Below are 19,507 nucleotides of genomic sequence, written 5' to 3' on the forward strand. Positions count from 1 at the left end.
ACATATTAAAAACCGTCCCTTGAGGACGGTTTTTTTATTGCGTTTTTTAACGCATTCGATTATTATGAAACAAAATACATGTTCTATATTTATAGAACAAAATAAACTCTTCCTATTTGCTGTTATGGAAAGGAACGTGATTTCCGTTGGAATATCAAGTCGAAGTGGACTTTGCTCCAATTTATGAGTGCGTGGCAAGCCTGACGGCCTTTTTCGCCAAACAAAACCACGGAGCCATGGATGCCGGAAAACTTTGGGTAAAAGGCGTTCAGGAGCAATTTGCGCCGGCGACGCTGCAGAAAATGCAAGTATCGGTCAAACGGCTGGATGATTTCAGCCTGGCCCCGTACATCTGGAAATGCCCGGGTCCACGGACGGTCACGAGTTTCTTGGAATGGTTCGCGGGATTGCAGACGGGGGAACTGTACGAAATTTCGGCCGCCTGCAGTCAATCCGTCCCCGCCAATCTCACGGAGCTTCGCGATGCGGCCTGCGAGGTTTTGCGGGAATGGGATTTGCGGTACTTCTCCACGATCGATCCCCGGATCCTCGAAGGTCTGCAGCAGGAAGCGTCCGTCCTGAGGACCCGATTGGGCGAAATGAGCGGCATGGAGATTTATGAAACGGCCACGAACGGGATGCGATTGTATCCAGGCGATACCTTGAACCAGGTCGTGCTTATTCCTCAATACCATGCTCGCCCCTTAGTGACTTCCAGCATCTTCGAAACGATGATCTTCACCCAATATTCCTGCGACTTATTTCCTCCGGTCCCAGGCTATCCTGCTCCCGGACTGCTTCGCCTAACCCGGGCACTGTCGGATGAAACGCGGCTTCGCATTCTCCGTCTGCTCGCCGGAAAGCAAATGACGTTTACCGAAATCACCCGCGAGATCGCTATCTCCAAAAGCACGATCCATTACCATCTAATCGCGCTTCGGGCGGCGGGTCTGGTGATCGTGCATTACCAAGCCAAAGGTTCGGAGTTTAAGTCCGTCGAATACAGCCTGCGCCGCGAAGCGTTAAACGGATTGTCCGGTCAAATCGACGACTATTTCGAAGGCGACTGAAGCTAGGCGAGGTAAACACCGCGAAATAAGGAGATGAAAATTTTGAAGCATCGCGCTTATTACGGGCTCCTGTCAACGATCGCCTTAAGCGGTTTTGGAGATGCGTTTGGCTTGCTTGCCATGGAGTGGCTGGTGTATGAAATCACCGGCTCCAAACTGGCGATGGGGGCACTCGCTCTCTCTTCCGGCATCCCGGAGCTGGTGATTCGGCTGCTCGGTTCGCCGCTCTCCGACCGGTTGCCCCGCAATCGGCTCATGGCCGGGCTTGCCGCCGTTCGGCTGACCGCCATCCTTCTGCCCTGGATGGCCGGCATGGCCGGACATTTGCAGCTATGGCACTTGTTCCTGGCTGCCGGACTTAGCGGTTCTTGCTCCGCGTTGTTCCTGCCCACCGCCATGGCCCTCGTGCCGGAAGCTGCGGGCTCCCGCAAACTGACCCGGGCCTTTGCCATGATCGATGGGTGCCGGAACGCGGCGGCCTTGGCCGGACCGGCAATCGCAGGCGGCGTAGTGGCCGGATTCGGGTCGCTGCCCGCATTGGGAATCAATGGGGCATGTTACTTGGCGGCGATCGCCATGCTGCTGTTTTTGCCGAAAAGCACGCATCAAAACGAAGCCTCCCCAGCCTCCGTTACGACCTATCTGCGGGAAATCGCGGAAGGCTTTTCGTTTTACAGGCAGGTCCCAGCCATGTTCGCCGTCATGGTCATGGTTTCCATCAGCAACATGTGCCAAGGCGCCATTTGGACGATGATGGTTCCGTTCGTCAGCGAAGTCCTTCAACGGGATGCCGCGACGATGGGGACCTTCACGACCGCTACGGCTTTAGGCTCCCTGGCGGGGCTTGGTTTGATATCCTGGCTGGGCGATATCAAGCAGCGGCGACGGGTTATGGTCCTCAGCTTGGCCGCCATCGGTTGCTTCAACGCCATCCTCGGACTGACGGAGAGTTATCCGGTTGCTCTAGCCGCTCTGTTCGCCTCGGGCGCCTGCGGCCCCTTCTTCGGCTCGCTAAGTTCTTCCCTGCATGGCAAGCTTGTTCCCGGCCGCTTGCAAGGGCGGGTGAATGCGAACCGGTTCCTAATTGGCGGCGCCTTATACCCCGTCGGAACGTTTGCGGGGAGCATCGTTGCCGAGCATTACGGCGTGCAGACGATGTTTTTGGCCGCTGGGGTGCTCCCGATCTTCAGCTCCTGCGTCATGCTGCTCCTGCCCGGACTTCGCACGCTCGATGGGGAGATATCCGAGATCCGAACTCCCTTCCGGTTAAACCCTGTTACCGTTGCAGAACAGAATCCTGTTCACACTGACGCTTAACCTACCTACTCCAAAAAACAGCAAACACCTCCGTTACCCGCCGAAAAGGCAGGACGGAGGTGTCCGTTTTTACGCTCTGAATTAAAGTCCCTACTCCTGTCCGCTGTGTTTCTATCGGCAGCAGAGCACGCCTTCCCCGGACTCGATCTCGCTTTTCAAACTGCCGAGCACCTGGTTCCAGGCGGCTACGTGCCATTCCTTGGCTTCCGACCAGCCCGGCGAGGTGCCCCAACCGGAGTGGGTCAACTTAAGGTTCGTCTTCCCCGGCCCCGCCGGGGCGAACTCGACGCGGACCACGGTCAGCTCCCCTTCCCGGTTCATCCATTCGGCAAAATCATCCGGGCCTTTCCACTCAAAAACAAGCAGCCGCTGTTCCTCCAACTCGCGAATCGTACAGCCTTTCGTCCCCATGCGCTCCGGGTTCGACGGATCGAAGAACAACTCGAATTTTCCGCCGACTCGGGGCTCCACGTTCGCGAGCGGCGCGAACCATAACGTAATCCGCCGCTCCTCCAACCAGGCTCTCCAGACCAGCTCCAAGTCCGCCCCGATAGCGATCTCCTTGACGATCGGCTCCATCGACATGCATTGCACCTCCTTGTTTTTTTCTATTGTAAAGGAACCTTGTCCGGTTTTTTTATCCTGGATTGCTCATTTGCCAACGCTTGCTCCAGAAGTTCTGGAGCAGATAAAACGGAGAGACGGCGATGGGAGGATCGGTCACCAGCGGCGGCCTTAGATGTATGCGGATCGGCTCCGGAGCCGCACCGCGCTGCACGAGGACCGGCAGGTGAGATCGGCCTCGCAATCCGTGGGTGTTAGAGAAATACTGCACCGATACCAACGGGAACTCCAATGCCAGCGCAAACGCGTAGTATTGCCCGTCGTCTACATCGCTCAGCGTAAACGTCCCCGTCTCCCGCAGTAGCGTGCAGCTCGCCGGTGCGCCCTTCGGCACAGGTTCGGAAAACAAGCCGATCAGAATAAGTCCTTTGACGGGTCTGTCGGCTGTGACCGTGCCGGAAAGGCCATCGTTGTCCGGCGGCGGTTTCTCGCACAAGCCAAGGCGGGAGGAGGCCATCTCCACGATGCCGATTTGCCGGTCCCGGTACGTTTTTCGGAACAAGTTCGGCTGGACGCCGACATACTCCTTAAACGTGCGCGAAAAAGTGCTGACACTGGCATATCCGACCCGCGCGCTGATTTCGCAGACGGTGTACCGGGAATCTATCAACAGGTTTTTGCTTTTTTCAATGCGGACCAGGGAGAGGTATTGGGAGATGCTTAAGCCGGTGCGCCGCTGGAACAACCGCTCGGCATGGAATTTGCTGTAAGACACGTGCGACGCCAGCTCCTCAAGCGTGAGCACCCGGTGATATTCCGCTTCGATCCGTTCAATCATCGCTTGGACCGCCGCTTTTTGGGGAGAGATCGCCTTCAATTTCACACCGCCTCGGGAGGGATATTTGTGAAGCAAACCTAATCCTTGGAAGTTACTATATCATATTCCAAAGCGAATCGCGTCTTGTTTTAGCGTTTTCCCCTTGCGGATAATGCTGCTCACGCCGCGTATGATGCATCGATGATGCTTTGCTCCGGAATTTCCAACTCCGCTAGCGTCCTTCCTCGGCACTTGAAACAGCTTGGTGGCGATCTGGGCGATCCTAATATTCGTGTTATCGTCGTTGGTCGCCGCCACCAGCAAATCGGCTTTCTCAATCCCTGCGTGTGTCAGCGCATCGACTTCGGTCGCGTCGGCTTCGACCGTAAAACCGCTATAATCCGGCGACAGCTTGCGAAATGACAGCGTGTTGTTGTCGAGCACCACGACAACTTTGCCTCGGGACGACAGTATGGAGGCGATTTCTGCCCCGACCCTGCTGCAGTCGGCGATGATCGCATGACGGCAGTCGTTTTTTTCATTTGCTCCGTACCGCTCCTTTTTTGACAACACGACCGATATGGTGATCATCATAAACGATGGTGCAGTTGATGAGTTCTTCTGCTTCCGGTTTGTCACCGTAGTCGATCGGCGTGTTCCAAATCTGGTAAGCCAAAGAGGTAATTCGATGCAAATTCCGGCTGGCCGGTTTGTACGTAGGGCTTAGTGCAGAGGCTGCCCGGTAATGCTTGCCGGCCAAACTTAAATCCCCTGTCATTTCGGCAAGGATGCCAAGCAGATTTTGCGCCTCAGGCGCATGGACATCTTCTTCCATCGCCCGTTTGATATGCTCCAGGGCCGCTCCGTACTCCCTCGTTTGGAGGGCGGTCACGGCTTCCGCTATAAATTGTTCATAAGCATGGGATTCTTGATCGTACCGCATGCTGTTCACTCCTCCCGTCGATTTTCCTGTTCCGGCGAAGCCAGACACCGCCTCAGCCGGGGGAACGACATTAGTTAATGATAACAAGGAAGGAATAAAATCAGTGTTAAGAATCCGGGGCATTCCGTAAAGATCTTGTTAAGATTCAGCGTAAAAAAGAAGGATCTGCCCCAAAAACCATTTTGGGCCAGACCCTTCCTCTATTCGTCCACCAGCCGGTATCCTACTCCAACTTCCGTCAGGATGTACCTTGGCCGGGCGGGATCCTGCTCGATTTTCCTGCGTATATTTGCCATGAACACCCGCAGCGACTGCGTGTCGTCGCCCGTTAACGCTCCCCAGACTTCCTCCAAGATAAATTTATGGGTCAGCACTTTCCCCGCATGCTTGGCCAAAAGCGCCATCAACTTGAATTCGATGGGCGTCAAATGAATTTCTTCGTCCGCAAGGAAGACGCGGCGACGGTCAAAGTCGAGGCGCAGTTCGCCGACGGCATATTCCCCGGCCGAATCGCCGCGAACCGCTTCCCTTTGTCCGGAATGCCGCAGCGCAACTCTGATCCGCGCCATCAGTTCGGCGACGCTGAACGGTTTGGTCAAATAATCGTCCGCCCCGCTGTCCAGAGCGAGCACCTTCTCCCGTTCGCGCCCGCGGGCCGACACGACGATGATCGCCGCTTTCGTTAACGGCCGCGCCGCGGCGATGACCTCCATCCCGTCCATGTCCGGAAGCCCCAAATCGATGACGATCACATCCGGGTTATGCGACAAGATCAGGGAAATCCCCGTTTTGCCGTTTGAGGTGTCCAAACACCGGTAACCTTGCGCCTTCAGGGAAACGCCTATAAAATTGCGGATCGGCGGATCGTCCTCCACCACCAGGATCACTGGTTTATCTTCCATCATCTCACTCCTTCCGGGGCAATGCGAAGCGGAACGTCGCGCCGCCGGATTCGTTATTGAACGCGGAAATGTCTCCGCCGTGCGCAGCAACGATCGATCGGCAAATCGAAAGTCCCAATCCGGTGCCTCTTCTTTCGGAACGGCTTTCCGCCACCGTGAAAAAGCGGTCGAATACGGAGTTCAAATACGCCTCCGGAATGCCCGATCCGTTATCGGCGACTTCAAACACGACCCGGTCGCTTCCAGCCTGCACATCGATATCAATCGCCGATCCAGGCGGCGTATGCTTGATCGCGTTGTCGAGGAGGTTGACCAGCACCTGTTCGATCAGGATTCCGTCCATCGGCAGCATGACCAGCTCGTCCGGAATGCGGACGCGAATCGTGTGGTCCGCGAGGAGCTTCTCCACCCGGGATATCGCTTCCCCGACGACCTCTTCCACCGCTTCCATGCTTTTATGGATCGATAAGTTTCCTTCGTCCATCCGCGTCATGCTCAGGATGTTTTCGATCGAATGGATCAGCCAGCTCGTGTCTTCGTAAATGCCCTGCAGCAACTTCTCTTTTTCCGCCGGTTCAAGCGTATCGTCATGGTTAAGCAGCGCGGCGGCCGACCCCAAGATCCCGGCAAGCGGGGTTCTCAAATCATGCGAAACGGCCCGGAGCAGATTCCCGCGAAGCTGCTCCCGCTCAATCTCCATCTTCGACCTTTGCTGGATGTCCAGCAACTTTTCCCGTTCCATGGCCATAGCGAGTTGGGAGGAGACGGCCTCGAGCATTTTTTTCTGCTCCCCTGAAAGCGGCCTGCGGTCCGTGCAAGAAATGCCGATGACGCCGAAGCAACCGCTTTGGCCTAGAAGCGGAAGATAGTAGGCTTGGCCGGAGGGAAAACGATCGGTACCAGACCCGGTCGCCAGACCCGACGAGGCGCAGGCTTCCATCGCTTGCTTTTCCCCGGGCGTGTGGAACAGGTCCGACCGCGCGTCGTTCACGGCATGAACGTAGGGTTCCCCCAAGCGCCCCGCCTCGTCGACTGTGGCCATGATGGCGATCCGTCCATACAATTTGGCGATGTTCTCGACGCCGGTCTCCGCGATTTGCGAAATATTCTCCGTGGCCAGCAAGCTGCGGCTGATCCGATACAGGATCTGCGCTCTTTGCTCCCGTCCCGCGGAGATCTCGGCCTCCCGCTTCGCCCGGGTCGTCAAAGCGCTGGTCATGACGGCGACGGCCAACATAACGGCAAAGGTGACCGGGTAGTCGGCCCTGTAGGCGATGAATGTATAATACGGTTCGGTAAAAAAGAAATTGAACGCCAAGACACCGATAATCGAAGCCGACATCCCGTAAATATACCCGTCCGTCAGTCTGGCCACCAGTAATACGCCCAGGATATAGGTCATGATAAAGTTCGATTCGTGCATCCCGGTCCACCGGAAGCCAAGCGACAACAACGTCGCCATGGCGATCATGCCGACCGTGACCGCCCAATTGGCGGCCGCCGTTTTCCTACGGCTCCATTTCGTATCAGGCGCAAGCCCGGCAGCATCCGCCGCGTGTCGCATTTTCATTGTGATTTCACCCGTTCTTATCATACCTCATTTTTCGAATCCAGAGGAACGATGGGGCGAATCCAGAGATATGCACAAAAAAACCTCCTCTCCCCCCCTTACGGGGTGAAAAAGAAGGCTTGCGGCTTTCTACGCACGCGTAGGCTACCGTCAGATTTTCAGCTCCCCAAGCTTGATCAGCTCGACAACCGCCTGCGCGCGACCTTTGACATTCAACTTTTGCATGACGTTGGAAATGTGGTTACGGACGGTTTTCTCACTGATAAACAGTTGCCCGGCAATGTCGCGCGTCGTTTTATCCTGCACGAGAAGCTCGAAGACCTCCCGTTCACGATGAGTTAACAGAAATTTGCTGTTACGATCGCTGCTCTTCAAAATGCGTCACCCCTCCTTGCTCGGGTTTTGTGGTTTAACAAGGTTCAGGGATACAGTCAACACATCTTATGAAAGAACAGGGTTAATGGTGCGGTACCGCAAAGAAATGGGCGGTCCGTTATTTGAAGGCCATTGCGGCATGAACCGCCTTCAGCCAGCCTTGGTAGAGCGCTTCCCGCCTCGGCTGAGGCATGGACGGTTCGAAGCGGTGCTCCAGCCGTTTGCACAAGGCAATGTCATCCAGATGGCTCCAGTAGCCTACCGCCAGACCCGCCAAAAAAGCCGCGCCCAGCGCCGTCGTTTCGCCGATCGCCGGACGTTCTACGGGAACGCCGAGAATGTCGCTTTGGAACTGCATCAAGAATCCGTTCGAGACCGCCCCTCCATCCACCTGCATGGACTGGACGGCGTATCCGGAATCCTGCTCCATCGCGCCAAGGACGTCTTTGGTCTGGTAGGCCAGCGCCTCCAGCGTGGCCCGGATGAAATGCTCCTTCGTCGTGCCTCGGGTCAGGCCGAATACCGCCCCGCGAACCTCGCTGTCCCAATACGGGCTGCCGAGTCCGACGAAAGCCGGAACGACGTAGACGCCTTCCGTCGAGGCGACGCGCGACGCATACGTCTCGCTGTCCTTCGCGTCACGGAATAAACGCAGCCCGTCGCGCAACCACTGGATGGCCGATCCCGATACGAAAATGCTGCCCTCCAGCGCGTATTCCACCTTCCCGTTCAGTCCCCAGGCCAAAGAGGTGATCAGCCCGTGCTCGGACACGACGGGAGTGCTGCCGGTATTCATGAGCATGAAGCAGCCGGTACCATAGGTCGTTTTGACCATCCCCGGCCGGAAGCAGGCCTGCCCGAACAACGCCGCTTGCTGGTCCCCGGCCGCCCCCGCGATCGGCACCTCCTCCCCAAAGAAATGATACGGAATCGTCGTGCCGTACACCTCGGAGGAGGATTTGACCTCGGGCAGCATCGCTTTCGGGATGTCCAAGAGCGCGAGCAGCTCGTCATCCCAGGTCAGCTCGTGGATGTTGTACATCAGCGTCCGCGAGGCGTTAGAATAGTCCGTCACATGCAGGCGTCCGCCGGAAAGCTTCCAGATCAACCATGTATCGATGGTGCCGAACAGCAATTCCCCGTTCGCAGCCCGTTCCCGCGAGCCTGCGACATGGTCGAGGATCCATTTGACCTTGGTTCCGGAGAAATATGGATCGAGCAGCAAACCGGTCTTGGCCCGGAATAAGGCGTCATGGCCCGCCTCGCGCAGCTCCTCGCAGATCGAGGCCGTTTGCCGGGATTGCCAGACGATCGCCGGATAAATCGGGTTGCCGCTTTCTTTCTCCCAGACGACCGTCGTTTCCCGTTGGTTCGTAATGCCGATGCCGGCGACCTGTCTCGGCTTAATTCCGGATTCCGACAGGCAGGAGGCGATAACGGACAGAATGGAGCCCCAAATTTCGTTCGGATGTTGCTCCACCCAGCCGGGTTCGGGAAAATACTGCGGAAACTCCCGCTGCGCCGAGTGGACAATGTCCCCCTGCCGATTGAACAAGATCGCCCGCGAGCTCGTCGTGCCTTGATCCAAGGCCAAAATATATTTTTCCATGGATTTCCCCCGTTTCGGTTGTAGAAATAACGCTTACAATCCTCCCCCTATCATAACCCGCAGGCATGCGCAGCGCCATCTCCGCCCCCTCCATTCGTTCAAATTTGAGATCTCAAATTTTTATTGACGGAGAAAAGGCTTCGGCTTATGATGTTTGTTGAAAGTGATAATCATTATCATTTATGTGAAGACATGGACGAGAAGGTTATCGCACATCGTTAAGGAGGCTTTCATGAATCCAAAATATCGTTACATAACTCCTACCGCCCTGCTGCTGTCGGCCGCTTTGCTGTTGACGGCCTGCGGAAACGGTTCGGCCGCGGAGACCGGCAATGCCGCGACGGCCACGGCCCAGGAGAGCGCCAATGCCCGTCCCTCCGCAAACGGAGGAAACAGCGGTGATTCTGTCGACGAAGCGGATTTCCGGTCCGCCATCGACCAGTACCGGGAATACGTCATTCGGGAATGCGACGCATTCGTAACCGAGACCGGCAAATTCGCGGAGGCCGTGAACGGCGGCGACCTCGAAACGGCCAAAGCCCTATACGCACCGGCGCGCATGCACTACGAGCGCATCGAGCCGATTGCCGAAGCGCTTGGCGATCTTGACCCGAATATTGATGCTCGCGACGGGGACGTCGATCCCTCCGAGTGGCGGGGTTTTCATCGGATCGAGAAAGCGTTGTGGGAAGATGGGTCAACCGCCGGACAGCAGGAATATGCCGATCGCTTGTTGAACGACGCCAAACAGTTGCGGGCCTTGGTGGAAACGGTTGATATCCAGGCTTCTCTGCTTGTCACGGGGGCCGTGGAGCTGCTTAACGAAGTATCGACCTCCAAAGTCACGGGGGAAGAGGAACGTTACTCCCGGACGGATCTGTATGATTTTGCCGCGAACGTGGAGGGAGCAAAGAAAATATACGAGCTGTTGTCCCCTCAACTCGCAAACAAGGACAGCGAGCTGGATAAACAGATCGCGGAACGCTTTGACGCGTTGGAGAAGGAGCTTGCCCCGTTCAAAAGCGGCGACGGCTACGTCGGGTACGACGAGCTTTCGGAAGAGGATGTCCGGGCGCTTAGCCAAAATCTGGACGCCTTGGCCGAACCGCTGTCCAATATGGGCAAGCTGTTGGGAGTTTAACGGCATGCGCAAGACGAAATCCGAACCTTGGCAACAACGAAACGGCAATCCGACATCTACTTCCTTGCCGGAGAATGGAAGCAGGTTGCTGAACGAACGGATTAGCCGCCGTGAAGTGCTTAAGCTTGCTGGTATGGGGGGCCTGGGCCTCCTGCTTGGCGGAGGTGGTGCTTATGGGTTGATCGCGGCTAAGGAAGCGTTGGCCCCCTCCCGTAATACCTCGAACTCTTCTGCCCCTTCGGGGACACGGGTTCCTTTCTACGGAAAACATCAAGCCGGCATCGTGACGCCGGCGCAAAATTTCCTCGTGCTCGCCGCTTTCGATCTGACGCGCTCCTCATTGTCGGACGTGCGCAAGTTGTTCCGGGAATGGACGGTCGCCGCAGCCGGGATGAGCGAAGGCGCGATGATCGGCAGCCATAACGACACCCTGAATCTGCCTCCGTCCGATACCGGCGAGGCCGCGGGGTTATCCGCGTCCAGGCTGACGTTGACCTTCGGGGTCGGACCGTCTTTTTTCGACGGTCGATTCGGTTTGTCCGGCAAACGTCCAGCCTCCTTCGCCGATTTGCCCGCCTTCCGCGGCGACGCGCTGCAACCGGAATGGTCTGGCGGCGATCTGGCGGTGCAGGTCTGCGCCGACGATCTGCAGGTGGCGTTCCACGCCGTACGAAACTTGGCACGAATCGCGCGCGGCACCGCGGTCTTGCGTTGGATGCAGGAAGGTTTTCAACGTACCGGCACGGCGGATCCCGCCGGCGGAACGCCCCGCAATCTCATGGGTTTCAAGGACGGAACGGGGAATCCCGATATCGCCGACGAACAGGCAATGAAGGATACCGTTTGGGTTCAGCCGGGCGACGGGGCCGGATGGATGCAAGACGGCAGCTATTTGGCCGTACGCCGGATCCGGATGCGAATCGAAGTGTGGGACCGCTCCTCGCTCGCCGACCAGGAGCAAACCTTCGGCCGGCATCGCAGCTCCGGCGCTCCCCTCGGTTTAGTGGACGAATTCGCGCCGTTGAACCTGGACGCCAAGGATGTCGCCGGGCAACCCGTCATCCCCATGAACGCCCATGCTCGTCTCGCGCATATGAACGGAAAGATCCGAATTTTGCGGCGCGGCTATTCCTATTCAGGCGGCTTGGATGCCCGAACCGGGCAGTTCGATGCCGGATTGATCTTCATCAGCTATCAAAGAGACCTGCAGAAGCAGTTCGTCCCGATGCAGCAAACGCTGGCGCAAAGCGACAAACTAAACGAATACATTCTTCATGTCGGCAGCGCCGTATTCGCTTGTTTTCCCGGAGTTCGGGAAGGCGGATATATCGGAGATACGTTGCTATAGAGGAAGGAGTTTCTCATTGATGTTCCAATACGCGAATGCATGGCCGGAAAGCCCCGCCCGAACTAGCGCTGCCCGGTCTCTTTTATTCCGCCTCCCCCGGCCACTCGTCTGGTTGCTGCTCGCCATCCTGTTGGCCTTCGCGGGACTGACGCCGGGGACGGCCGCCGCCGAGGACAGCCAAGCCGCCAAAACGGAACAGGCCGAGTCCTTGCTCCCGCTGGTCGGAGGCGCGCTCGTGGAGGTAGGGGCCGGCCATTGGGATCGTGCCGCCGCCGAGCTGTCGGACTTCGGAACCGCATGGAGCAACTTGGATCCGGCCCCTTCCGGCGACGCGGCTTCCGGAATCTCGGCAGCGCTGGAGGAGGCCGTAAAAGCGATCAAGCTTCAAGAGGCCGATCGGGCCAAGCAGCAGTTGTCCGCGTTAGCGAAACAGGTTCATCAATGGATGAGCGATAACAGCGAGCGGACGGACGCTGCGGCATCGGGCAAAAAAGCGGCCCTTCAGCTCCGCGAGATGGCGGACCGGACGCTCGAAGCAATAAATCGCGACGACCTCACCGAAGCGCAAAACCGATATAAAGCGATTACGGACGGTTGGGGGCAAATGGAAGGGGCGATTCGCAGCGGTAATTTCGGCGTGTACAGCAAAGCGGAAACCCACATGAGTTTGGTACGCGTCGCTTTGCAGGCCCAGCCGCCCAAACCGGAGCAAGCCGCCGAGCAATTGCACAGCCTCTCCGCCCTGCTGCAAAATTACATCGACGGACGATTGGACGAAGCCGCTCAAGGCGAAACCGGCAGTCTGGCGGACGCCTTGGGCCTGCTCAGGGAAGCCGGCAATGCGATCGATGCCGGCAATGGGGAAACGGCCGCCGGAAAAATTGAGGAATTCATCGTGCTGTGGCCCGCGGTTGAAGGCGAAGTGTCAATTTCTTCCGCCTCTGTTTATGCCTCGACGGAAAATCGGATGACCGAAGCGCAAAGTTACCTGCTGTCCAATCCGCCCGACCTGGCACAGGCCGGACGGGTCATCGGCCAAATGTTGGCGGATTTGGAGCCGGTAACGGCCAAAACCTCTTACAGTGCCTGGGATGCGGCGCTTGTTCTGCTTCGGGAGGGCCTGGAAGCCCTTCTCGTGTTGGCTGCCCTGCTCGCCTTCGCCAAGCGGGCGAATCAGTCGGCAGCCCGACGCTGGATCTGGGCCGGAGCCGGCACCGGACTTGTATTATCGGCCGGTTTAGCCTTGGCCCTTACCTATTTGATCGCCAAAGCCGCCTCGGGAAGCACGCGTGAGTTATTCGAGGGAATCATCGGTTTGGTGGCCGTGGTGATGATGCTGGCGGTCGGGCATTTCCTGCACGGCAAGTCCAACGCCCAAGCCTGGAACGATTACATCGCCAAGCAGGTCGGAGGAGCGCTCCGCCGCGGAAGCCTTTGGTCCCTGTTCGCCTTGTCGGGGCTGGCCATTTTGCGGGAAGGCGCGGAAACCGCCGTCTTTTATATCGGGATGGCTCCGTCGATCGAACCGGGACAGTTATTGACCGGCATGCTTGGGGCATCGGCCGCTTTGGCCATATTGGGTTACGTCGTCATCCGCTTTAGCGTCAAGCTGCCGATCAAGCCCTTCATGCTTATCGCATCTTTGTTCATTTATTATCTGGTCATCCGCTTTTTGGGCGAAAGCCTCCATGCCCTCCAAGTGGCCGGTTTGCTCCCGGTGCACCGCGCGGCATGGCTCCCGGAGGCGGGATGGCTCGGCGCGTACCCGACATGGGAAACCTTTGCGCCCCAGGGCTTATTCCTTCTGTTCATTGTGGCGCGGCTGACTGTCACGGAATACCGCGGAAAGCGGTCGGCATTGCCCATGTAAACGACGCCGATAAATACGAAGAACCGCGGGGAACTTCCCCCGCGGTTCTTCGTTGTGCCAAGATTCCTGCTTGCTTCAAGGTCTATAATTCTTGGAGAGCTTCTCCAAAATCGTGATCATCATCTCCAGCTCCTGCTGGCTTAGTACTGATAAATGCGTTTTCAACACTTCCCGCGACTTCTTCCGGGCTTCCCCGAGCACCTCGGCTCCGCGCTCGGTGACCGACAATAACACGGCCCTCCGATCCTGCTCGTCATGCCGCCGCTCGACGTAACCGCTTTGGACAAGCCGGTCGATCATGACCGTGATCGCGCTGGGCTTCACCTCAAGCTTTTCGGCCAAATAGCTGACATTGCAGGTTTTCTTCCGGGCAATCAGCGTCAGCATGTGAAATTGCGGACCGGTTAAACCCAGCTCATGATGGTGCATTAAATCGCTTTTCATTTTCCGAAACGAACTGGACCATACCGATTCGATCCGATCTATGTAATTGTCGAGATCAAAGGACAACCAAACCATTCCTCTCTCCGATAAATAACCCTACCGTTTAGTTTATTATGCGAGTCCCGAAAATTCAAGGAATCTGTCGCCAATTGGCGGGTAACCTACTTGAAAAAGCCATCGAAATCCTTTATGATGAAACCGTAAAATCAAAATAATTTTCACAGTTTACACAGAGTTTATAAAAATAATTTTCGCAAAGAGCGAATCGAAAGGCCGTACTTCCCAAGGGAGGAACTTACCTATGACCCCCATACTGCATGCCGTGTCCAGCCATCTGGAGACGTTGCCGCCGCAGGAGCGCAAGCTGGGCGAATACATTTTGGAGGCGCCGGCCTCCGTCGTTCATCAAGGAATCACGGAGCTGGCGAACGCGTGCGGGATCAGCCCCTCGACGGTAACAAGGTTCTGCAAAACCTTTCACTTTAAAGGATTCCCCGATTTCAAAATGAAGCTGGCATCCGAGCTGGCCCACAAGCCCGCAGAGAACCACTACCAAGACATCATCGCCGGCAACGACCTGCAAAAAATCGTCGATGCGATGGAAGCCAACCATGTGGCCTCCATTACCGACACGACCCGGCTGCTGGACATGAATCAGCTGTCCCGCGCCGTCGAGGCGTTATGCCGCGCCAAGCGCATTGATCTTTATGGCGTTGCGACCTCCTCGATCGTGGCCCAGGACTTCTATCAGAAGCTGGTCCGCATCGGCAAGAACTGCACCGCCTTCGCCGACTCGCATATGCAGATCACCTCGGCTTCCTCGCTCGGCGAAGGCGACGTGGCGCTGGCAATCTCTTATTCGGGCGAAACGCCCGAAACGATCGACGCCCTGCGTTGCGCCAAGGACAGCGGCGCGACCACGCTGTCGCTCACGCAGTACAGCAGCAACCCCCTCGCTTCGCTGGCGGAGATCTCTTTATTCTCCTCCTCGTTGGAGGAAGGCATGCGCCGGGGCGATATGGCCTCGCGGATCGCGCAGCTGCACGTCATCGATATTTTGTTTACGGGGATGGTCAGCCTGGAATTCCAGGACTTCATTCCGAAGCTGGAAAGCTCGTATCAGAACGTTCAAATTTACCGAAAAATCCAAGGAGGTCAACACTAATGCTGAATATCATCAAAACAAGCAGCGAGCAGCAGTTCAATGAAACCGGGGCGGGCATCATCGCCAGCCTCCTCCAATCCAATCCGCGGGCGATCTTGGGTCTGGCTACGGGCAGCACGCCGGTCGGGGTGTACGAGAAGCTGATCGAGCTCTATAAGGAAGGCAGCGTCAGCTTCAAGCAGGCCAGCAGCTACAACCTGGACGAATACATCGGATTGCCGGCAGACCATCCGGAGAGCTACCGCCGTTTCATGGACGAGAAGCTGTTTAACCATATCGATATTGTGCCCGAAAATACGCATGTGCCATCCGGAAACGCTGCGGATCCCGAGCAAGCCGCCAAGGATTACGCGAAGCTGCTGGACGAAGCCGGTCAAATCGATTTGCAATTGCTGGGTCTCGGCCATAACGGCCATATCGGCTTTAACGAGCCCGGCGAAGAGCTTACGGGGCCGCCGCATGTCGTGAAACTGGAAGAACGGACCCGGCTGGCGAACGCGCGATTCTTCAATTCCATCGACGAGGTGCCCACTCACGCGCTGACGATGGGGATCGGTTCGATCCTGCAGGCCAAGCAAATCCTGCTGATGGCCAAAGGCGAAGACAAGGCGGAAATCATCGCCAAAGCGTTGCAAGGGCCGATTACGACCCAATGTCCGGCATCGCTGCTGCAAACCCATTCCAACGTGGTCGTTGTCGTTGACCAGGCTGCGGGGAGATTCCTGTGATGAGCGGAAACGGACGATCATTCCACCTCGTTCACGCCGAAGTGGTTACCCCGCGCGGAACGTTCCGCGACGGCGCAGTCGCGGTTGAAGACGGGGTAATCACTTACGTCGGCACGGCCGCCGGCTTGCCGGGAGCTCACGCCTCGGACGTCGAGACGATCGATGCGGGAGGCAGCTACGTGCTGCCCGGCTTTATCGACGTGCATGTGCACGGCGGCATGCTGGAGGATTTCTCGCAACCCAGCAAGCCAGGTTTGGACGCCATTACCAAACTGCATTGCAGCCAAGGCACTACCTCCATGCTCGCTACGACGATGACTCTGCCGAAAGCGATGATCGACAACGTGTTGGCGGAAGTCCATCAATATATGTCCGGCGAGATGCCTTACGCCCAATTGGTCGGCGTCCACCTGGAAGGGCCGTTCATCAGCCCAAAATGGCCCGGTGCCCAAAACCCCGAGCACATCGTCCCGCCGAATCGGGAATGGGTCGAAGCTTGGGACCGGCAATATCCGGGATTGATCAAGCAAGTGACGTTCGCGCCCGAACGGGAAGGAGCGCACGAGCTGATCCGCTATTTGCGGAAGCAGGGCATCGTAGCGGCCGCGGGCCATACCGATGCTACTTACGAAGAAATCATGGCGGCTTACGAGGTTGGGTTAAACCACTCCGTCCATATGTTTAACGCCATGACGCCGCTGCATCATCGCAAACCGGGCACCGCCGGCGCCATCCTGAGCACGCCGGGCATCAGCGCGGAAATCATCGCCGACGGCATTCACGTCCATCATGCGGCGATCCGGCTGTTGGCCAGCGTTAAAACCGGCAGCAACCTGATCCTCATCACCGACGCGATGTCGGCAGCAGGTCTCGGCAACGGGGACTACATGCTCGGCGACCTGCCTGTCGTCGTGAAGGATAATGTCTGTACGCTGCGCGACAGCGAAGGCACGTTGGCCGGAAGCACGCTGACGATGATCCGCGGTTTCCACCATCTCGTACGCGAGGTCGGGCTGTCGGTGGAGCGCGCATCTGAGGCCGCCAGCGGCAATCCGGCGAAGCTGATCCGCATCGACCATTTGACCGGCTCGGTGGAGACCGGGAAGCAGGCGGACCTGTTGCTGGTTGACCGGGAATTGGAACTGCAGCGGGTATGGGTCAAAGGGCGTTCGATCCGCGAAAACGAATAAACGAACCACTCCATTCACAAGATAAAGCGCGAGCCGCAGGGATTCAGTCCTGCTTCTCGCGCTTTTTCGTTATCGCTATGAGCCGCCTTTAGCGGGTCGTTCCCCCGGTGAAGCCGGCATTTGTGCCGCGTGCGCCCGTACCGGTTGTGCCCATGGTTCCGGTTCCGTTGCCCATGCCGGCATTCGGACCTGTAGGCGCATAGCCGTTAGGGCCGGTCATCGTTCCCGTCCGTCCGGGAAACACGCGATTGATCATCGTTTCGAAATCGCTGATGAAGTTGTTCAGCGTTCCGCCGCCCCGGGATTGCGTCCCGTAATCACCGATCCGGGAGACGAAGTCGGAGTCGCCGGACACATATACGTTGCGGATATGGGGCGCCGTCTGCTTAATGGCAGCCTCTATCCGGTTTTTGACGTCTTGGGATACGTTATCGGTCCCCGCTCCTAAGGCGCCGTTCCCTGTGGTATAACCCGAAGGGGTGTTGTTCATCATCCCGTTATTCGTGCCGGTTCCATAAGCCGAAGTCCCCGTGCCTGTTCCGCGGTTTACGCTGGACATTCCCATGCCGCCCCCGGGATACATCGATCCGAAGCGGTTGCCGGTCGTCCCGGTCCCCAGCATGGAGCCGTTGCCGCTACGGGCATAATTATCCGCCCCGAACAAACCGCCGCGTCCGAAGAGGCCGTCTCCCATACCGGTGCGACCGGTGCCGCGAGCCAATCCGTTGTCCCCGGCGCCGCGGGTTCCGTAGTCCCCGCCGTAAGGTCCGCCGACATTGGTTGTCCCAAGACCGATTCCGTTCGGACGTTGCATCCCATATGCGGTAGTGCGGCCTGTCGTATTATTTCCGTGGAGCGTAACACCGACATAAGCATCACGGTCGGTAACAACGACATGTGCCGTTTGAACATCGCGAAGCTGTGCGACTTTATTGCTCAGCGCGGGGCTGTAGCGCAGGGAACGAATCCGCTGGTCTTGCCCGTTGCCGGCGCTGCGGGAGAACAGGCGATTGCCCTGATTCAGGGAATTGACGTCATAATTGCGGTTATTGCCCCGCAAGCTTTGCGTACGCACATTATTGTTGTCGTTCCCGTCGCCACAACCCGCCACCAAAGCCACCCCGGCAAGCAATGCTGCGGACAACGATAAGTTAACGACTTTCGCTCCTCGCATGTAGTCATCCTCCATCCGTAATAAGTAATGATGAAACAGGACTTATCATGCGCCAATTCCCGTTGTCGTCATACAGGTAAACATAACCGAGCGACCCACCTACCGCCTGCCTAAAGGCGGGCGGTATCCAGGTGAAATCAACCCACACGTCCGATTCCGGCAGCGCGTAAACTAATGCTGAGACGCTCAATAACTTCAAGGGGTGCTAGCCCATGAAAGTACTGTTTACGTTTTATGTTCCGAGCGGAGGGGTGGAGACATTAAACCGCTTGCGTTGCAATGTACTGAAGAGCCATGGCATCGAGGGCCATATTCTGTATTTACGACCCGGGTCCGGGCTCGTGAATACCCAGTTGGAGAACATTCCCGTGATGGTGGAGCCGGGGGACGCCGAATTGATTCACCGTCTGCCGCAATATGATGCGGTTGTCGCCACCTCGGATTACTGGATGCCGGGACGGCTGCGCCGGCTCGGGTTTCAGAAACCGATTGTTTTTGAGATTCAGGGCCTGGGCAACCGGGAACAAGCGAATCAGACGCTTCTGGAAGGAAAAGGGGAAATCCTCCGTCATTGCCAAGCCTCGCTGATGCCGCCGACTCCCCATCTGATCGAATTGGCTTCCCTGCATTACCCGGCGTTGCCCAAATTCGTGTTCCCCAATCCGCTGGACACGCAGCATTTTCATTACAAGGTCCAGCCCAAATACCCCGTGCCGATCATCGCATGGGTCGGACGGTTGGAACCCAACAAAAATTGGGAACTGTTCCTTGAGATTGCCGCCGCGCTGCACCGCCAGCGTCCTCAGATGGAAATTTGGATGTTTCTCGATTATCAGTTGCCGTCCGAGGAGACGAAAAACGCATTTTGGCAATACGTCGGACGGTTGGGACTTCAATCCAGCCTCAAACTGTACCCGAATACGCCAAACCGGGAAATGCCCTATTATTTGTCGCGAGTCGGCGATTCGGGGGGGCTGTTGATCTCCACCTCTTCCCTGGAGGGCTTCGGTTATGCCGTCGCCGAGGCTTTGGCTTGCCGCTGTCCCGTTCTTACGACCGATTCGGATGGCGTCCGTCTCTTTATTAAACATAATGAGACCGGCAAGTTTTTCGCTTACCCGCAAGTAGGCCAAGCGGTCGCCGGCGCATTGGAGTTGATGGACCATCACGCGCAGCGGGAGAAAATCCGCGGCTTAGGACAACGGCATATCCACCAGTGGTTGTCGCCGCAGCAATATGCCGATTCGTTCCGTCAAATGCTGAAACGCCTAGGGGTTAAC

19 protein-coding genes are annotated in these 19,507 nt (G+C 57.3%); 9 read left to right on the forward strand and 10 right to left on the reverse strand.

Annotated features, from left to right (window positions below):
- Positions 1 to 164: 164 nt before the first annotated feature.
- Complete coding sequence (locus tag MJ257_RS24930; protein ID WP_240271351.1) at positions 165 to 1,070, forward strand: ArsR/SmtB family transcription factor; 906 nt, start codon at positions 165 to 167, stop codon at positions 1,068 to 1,070.
- Between the two features lie 42 nt (positions 1,071 to 1,112).
- Complete coding sequence (locus tag MJ257_RS22480) at positions 1,113 to 2,387, forward strand: MFS transporter (protein ID WP_240271352.1); 1,275 nt, start codon at positions 1,113 to 1,115, stop codon at positions 2,385 to 2,387.
- A gap of 111 nt (positions 2,388 to 2,498) precedes the next feature.
- On the opposite strand, the gene MJ257_RS22485 is transcribed toward MJ257_RS22480, so the two are convergent.
- From MJ257_RS22485 to glpK, 8 genes are all read right to left on the reverse strand, one after another.
- A complete protein-coding gene (locus MJ257_RS22485) occupies positions 2,499 to 2,972 on the reverse strand; it encodes an SRPBCC family protein (RefSeq protein WP_240271353.1) in 474 nt (157 codons plus the stop codon).
- A gap of 52 nt (positions 2,973 to 3,024) precedes the next feature.
- A complete protein-coding gene (locus MJ257_RS22490) occupies positions 3,025 to 3,828 on the reverse strand; it encodes a helix-turn-helix domain-containing protein (RefSeq protein WP_240271354.1) in 804 nt (267 codons plus the stop codon).
- Between the two features lie 60 nt (positions 3,829 to 3,888).
- A complete protein-coding gene (locus MJ257_RS22495) occupies positions 3,889 to 4,359 on the reverse strand; it encodes an NAD-binding protein (RefSeq protein ID WP_240271355.1) in 471 nt (156 codons plus the stop codon).
- Positions 4,307 to 4,711: a hypothetical protein gene (locus MJ257_RS22500; RefSeq protein ID WP_240271356.1), complete on the reverse strand. Its 405-nt coding sequence runs from the start codon at positions 4,709 to 4,711 to the stop codon at positions 4,307 to 4,309. Before MJ257_RS22500 ends, MJ257_RS22495 begins: the two co-directional genes overlap by 53 nt.
- Before the next feature lie 200 nt (positions 4,712 to 4,911).
- On the reverse strand, positions 4,912 to 5,613 hold the full coding sequence (locus tag MJ257_RS22505) for a response regulator (RefSeq protein WP_240271357.1): 702 nt from the start codon (positions 5,611 to 5,613) through the stop codon (positions 4,912 to 4,914).
- Positions 5,614 to 5,617: 4 nt separating this feature from the next.
- Positions 5,618 to 7,183, reverse strand: a complete 1,566-nt coding sequence (locus tag MJ257_RS22510; protein WP_240271358.1) for an ATP-binding protein — start codon at positions 7,181 to 7,183, stop codon at positions 5,618 to 5,620.
- 150 nt (positions 7,184 to 7,333) lie between these two features.
- Positions 7,334 to 7,558, reverse strand: a complete 225-nt coding sequence (locus MJ257_RS22515; protein WP_009225122.1) for a helix-turn-helix domain-containing protein — start codon at positions 7,556 to 7,558, stop codon at positions 7,334 to 7,336.
- A 118-nt stretch (positions 7,559 to 7,676) separates the two neighbouring features.
- A complete protein-coding gene (gene glpK, locus MJ257_RS22520) occupies positions 7,677 to 9,167 on the reverse strand; it encodes a glycerol kinase GlpK (protein WP_240271359.1) in 1,491 nt (496 codons plus the stop codon).
- A gap of 232 nt (positions 9,168 to 9,399) precedes the next feature.
- On the opposite strand from glpK, the gene efeO reads away from it, so the two are divergent.
- From efeO to MJ257_RS22535, 3 genes are read left to right on the forward strand one after another with little or no spacing between them, the layout of a single operon-like run.
- Positions 9,400 to 10,308, forward strand: a complete 909-nt coding sequence (gene efeO, locus MJ257_RS22525) for an iron uptake system protein EfeO (protein WP_240271360.1) — start codon at positions 9,400 to 9,402, stop codon at positions 10,306 to 10,308.
- A gap of 4 nt (positions 10,309 to 10,312) precedes the next feature.
- A complete protein-coding gene (gene efeB, locus MJ257_RS22530; RefSeq protein ID WP_240271361.1) occupies positions 10,313 to 11,656 on the forward strand; it encodes an iron uptake transporter deferrochelatase/peroxidase subunit in 1,344 nt (447 codons plus the stop codon).
- A gap of 19 nt (positions 11,657 to 11,675) precedes the next feature.
- The gene (locus tag MJ257_RS22535; protein WP_240271362.1) at positions 11,676 to 13,526 is read left to right on the forward strand and encodes an FTR1 family iron permease; all 1,851 of its coding nucleotides are present in this window, start codon (positions 11,676 to 11,678) and stop codon (positions 13,524 to 13,526) included.
- 75 nt (positions 13,527 to 13,601) lie between these two features.
- On the opposite strand, the gene MJ257_RS22540 is transcribed toward MJ257_RS22535, so the two are convergent.
- Positions 13,602 to 13,970, reverse strand: a complete 369-nt coding sequence (locus tag MJ257_RS22540; protein WP_240271363.1) for a MarR family winged helix-turn-helix transcriptional regulator — start codon at positions 13,968 to 13,970, stop codon at positions 13,602 to 13,604.
- Between the two features lie 301 nt (positions 13,971 to 14,271).
- Between MJ257_RS22540 and MJ257_RS22545 the strand changes: the two genes are divergently transcribed.
- The 3 genes from MJ257_RS22545 to nagA are packed head-to-tail and all read left to right on the forward strand — an operon-like array spanning position 14,272 to position 17,053.
- Positions 14,272 to 15,135, forward strand: coding sequence for a MurR/RpiR family transcriptional regulator (locus MJ257_RS22545; RefSeq protein ID WP_240271364.1), 864 nt, complete (start codon positions 14,272 to 14,274; stop codon positions 15,133 to 15,135).
- Positions 15,135 to 15,863 (forward strand): glucosamine-6-phosphate deaminase, encoded by a 729-nt coding sequence (nagB, locus tag MJ257_RS22550; protein ID WP_240271365.1) that lies wholly within the window; start codon positions 15,135 to 15,137, stop codon positions 15,861 to 15,863. The genes MJ257_RS22545 and nagB overlap by 1 nt, the downstream gene beginning before the upstream one ends.
- The gene (gene nagA / locus MJ257_RS22555; RefSeq protein WP_240271366.1) at positions 15,863 to 17,053 is read left to right on the forward strand and encodes an N-acetylglucosamine-6-phosphate deacetylase; all 1,191 of its coding nucleotides are present in this window, start codon (positions 15,863 to 15,865) and stop codon (positions 17,051 to 17,053) included. The genes nagB and nagA overlap by 1 nt, the downstream gene beginning before the upstream one ends.
- A gap of 88 nt (positions 17,054 to 17,141) precedes the next feature.
- On the opposite strand, the gene MJ257_RS22560 is transcribed toward nagA, so the two are convergent.
- Positions 17,142 to 18,227 carry a YhcN/YlaJ family sporulation lipoprotein gene (locus MJ257_RS22560; RefSeq protein WP_240271367.1) on the reverse strand — a complete coding sequence of 362 codons (1,086 nt, stop codon included), beginning with the start codon at positions 18,225 to 18,227 and terminating at the stop codon, positions 17,142 to 17,144.
- Between the two features lie 212 nt (positions 18,228 to 18,439).
- On the opposite strand from MJ257_RS22560, the gene MJ257_RS22565 reads away from it, so the two are divergent.
- On the forward strand, positions 18,440 to 19,507 hold a 1,068-nt coding region (locus tag MJ257_RS22565), incomplete at its 3' end, for a glycosyltransferase family 4 protein (RefSeq protein WP_240271368.1).

It is taken from the genome of Paenibacillus timonensis (genome assembly GCF_022427145.1).
Classification (GTDB): Bacteria; Bacillota; Bacilli; order Paenibacillales; family Paenibacillaceae; genus Fontibacillus; species Fontibacillus timonensis.

Excerpts from the sequence above, each read along its gene's own strand:
- MJ257_RS22485 (WP_240271353.1), bottom strand. The coding sequence starts at position 2,972 with ATGTCGATGGAGCCGATCGTCAAGGAGATCGCTATCGGGGCGGACTTG.
- MJ257_RS22495 (WP_240271355.1), bottom strand. The coding sequence starts at position 4,359 with ATGATCACCATATCGGTCGTGTTGTCAAAAAAGGAGCGGTACGGAGCA.
- MJ257_RS22500 (WP_240271356.1), bottom strand. The coding sequence starts at position 4,711 with ATGCGGTACGATCAAGAATCCCATGCTTATGAACAATTTATAGCGGAA.
- MJ257_RS22505 (WP_240271357.1), bottom strand. The coding sequence starts at position 5,613 with ATGGAAGATAAACCAGTGATCCTGGTGGTGGAGGACGATCCGCCGATC.
- MJ257_RS22510 (WP_240271358.1), bottom strand. The coding sequence starts at position 7,183 with ATGAAAATGCGACACGCGGCGGATGCTGCCGGGCTTGCGCCTGATACG.
- glpK (WP_240271359.1), bottom strand. The coding sequence starts at position 9,167 with ATGGAAAAATATATTTTGGCCTTGGATCAAGGCACGACGAGCTCGCGG.
- efeO (WP_240271360.1), top strand. The coding sequence starts at position 9,400 with ATGAATCCAAAATATCGTTACATAACTCCTACCGCCCTGCTGCTGTCG.
- efeB (WP_240271361.1), top strand. The coding sequence starts at position 10,313 with ATGCGCAAGACGAAATCCGAACCTTGGCAACAACGAAACGGCAATCCG.
- MJ257_RS22535 (WP_240271362.1), top strand. The coding sequence starts at position 11,676 with ATGTTCCAATACGCGAATGCATGGCCGGAAAGCCCCGCCCGAACTAGC.
- MJ257_RS22540 (WP_240271363.1), bottom strand. The coding sequence starts at position 13,970 with ATGAAAAGCGATTTAATGCACCATCATGAGCTGGGTTTAACCGGTCCG.
- MJ257_RS22545 (WP_240271364.1), top strand. The coding sequence starts at position 14,272 with ATGACCCCCATACTGCATGCCGTGTCCAGCCATCTGGAGACGTTGCCG.
- nagB (WP_240271365.1), top strand. The coding sequence starts at position 15,135 with ATGCTGAATATCATCAAAACAAGCAGCGAGCAGCAGTTCAATGAAACC.
- nagA (WP_240271366.1), top strand. The coding sequence starts at position 15,863 with ATGAGCGGAAACGGACGATCATTCCACCTCGTTCACGCCGAAGTGGTT.
- MJ257_RS22560 (WP_240271367.1), bottom strand. The coding sequence starts at position 18,227 with ATGCGAGGAGCGAAAGTCGTTAACTTATCGTTGTCCGCAGCATTGCTT.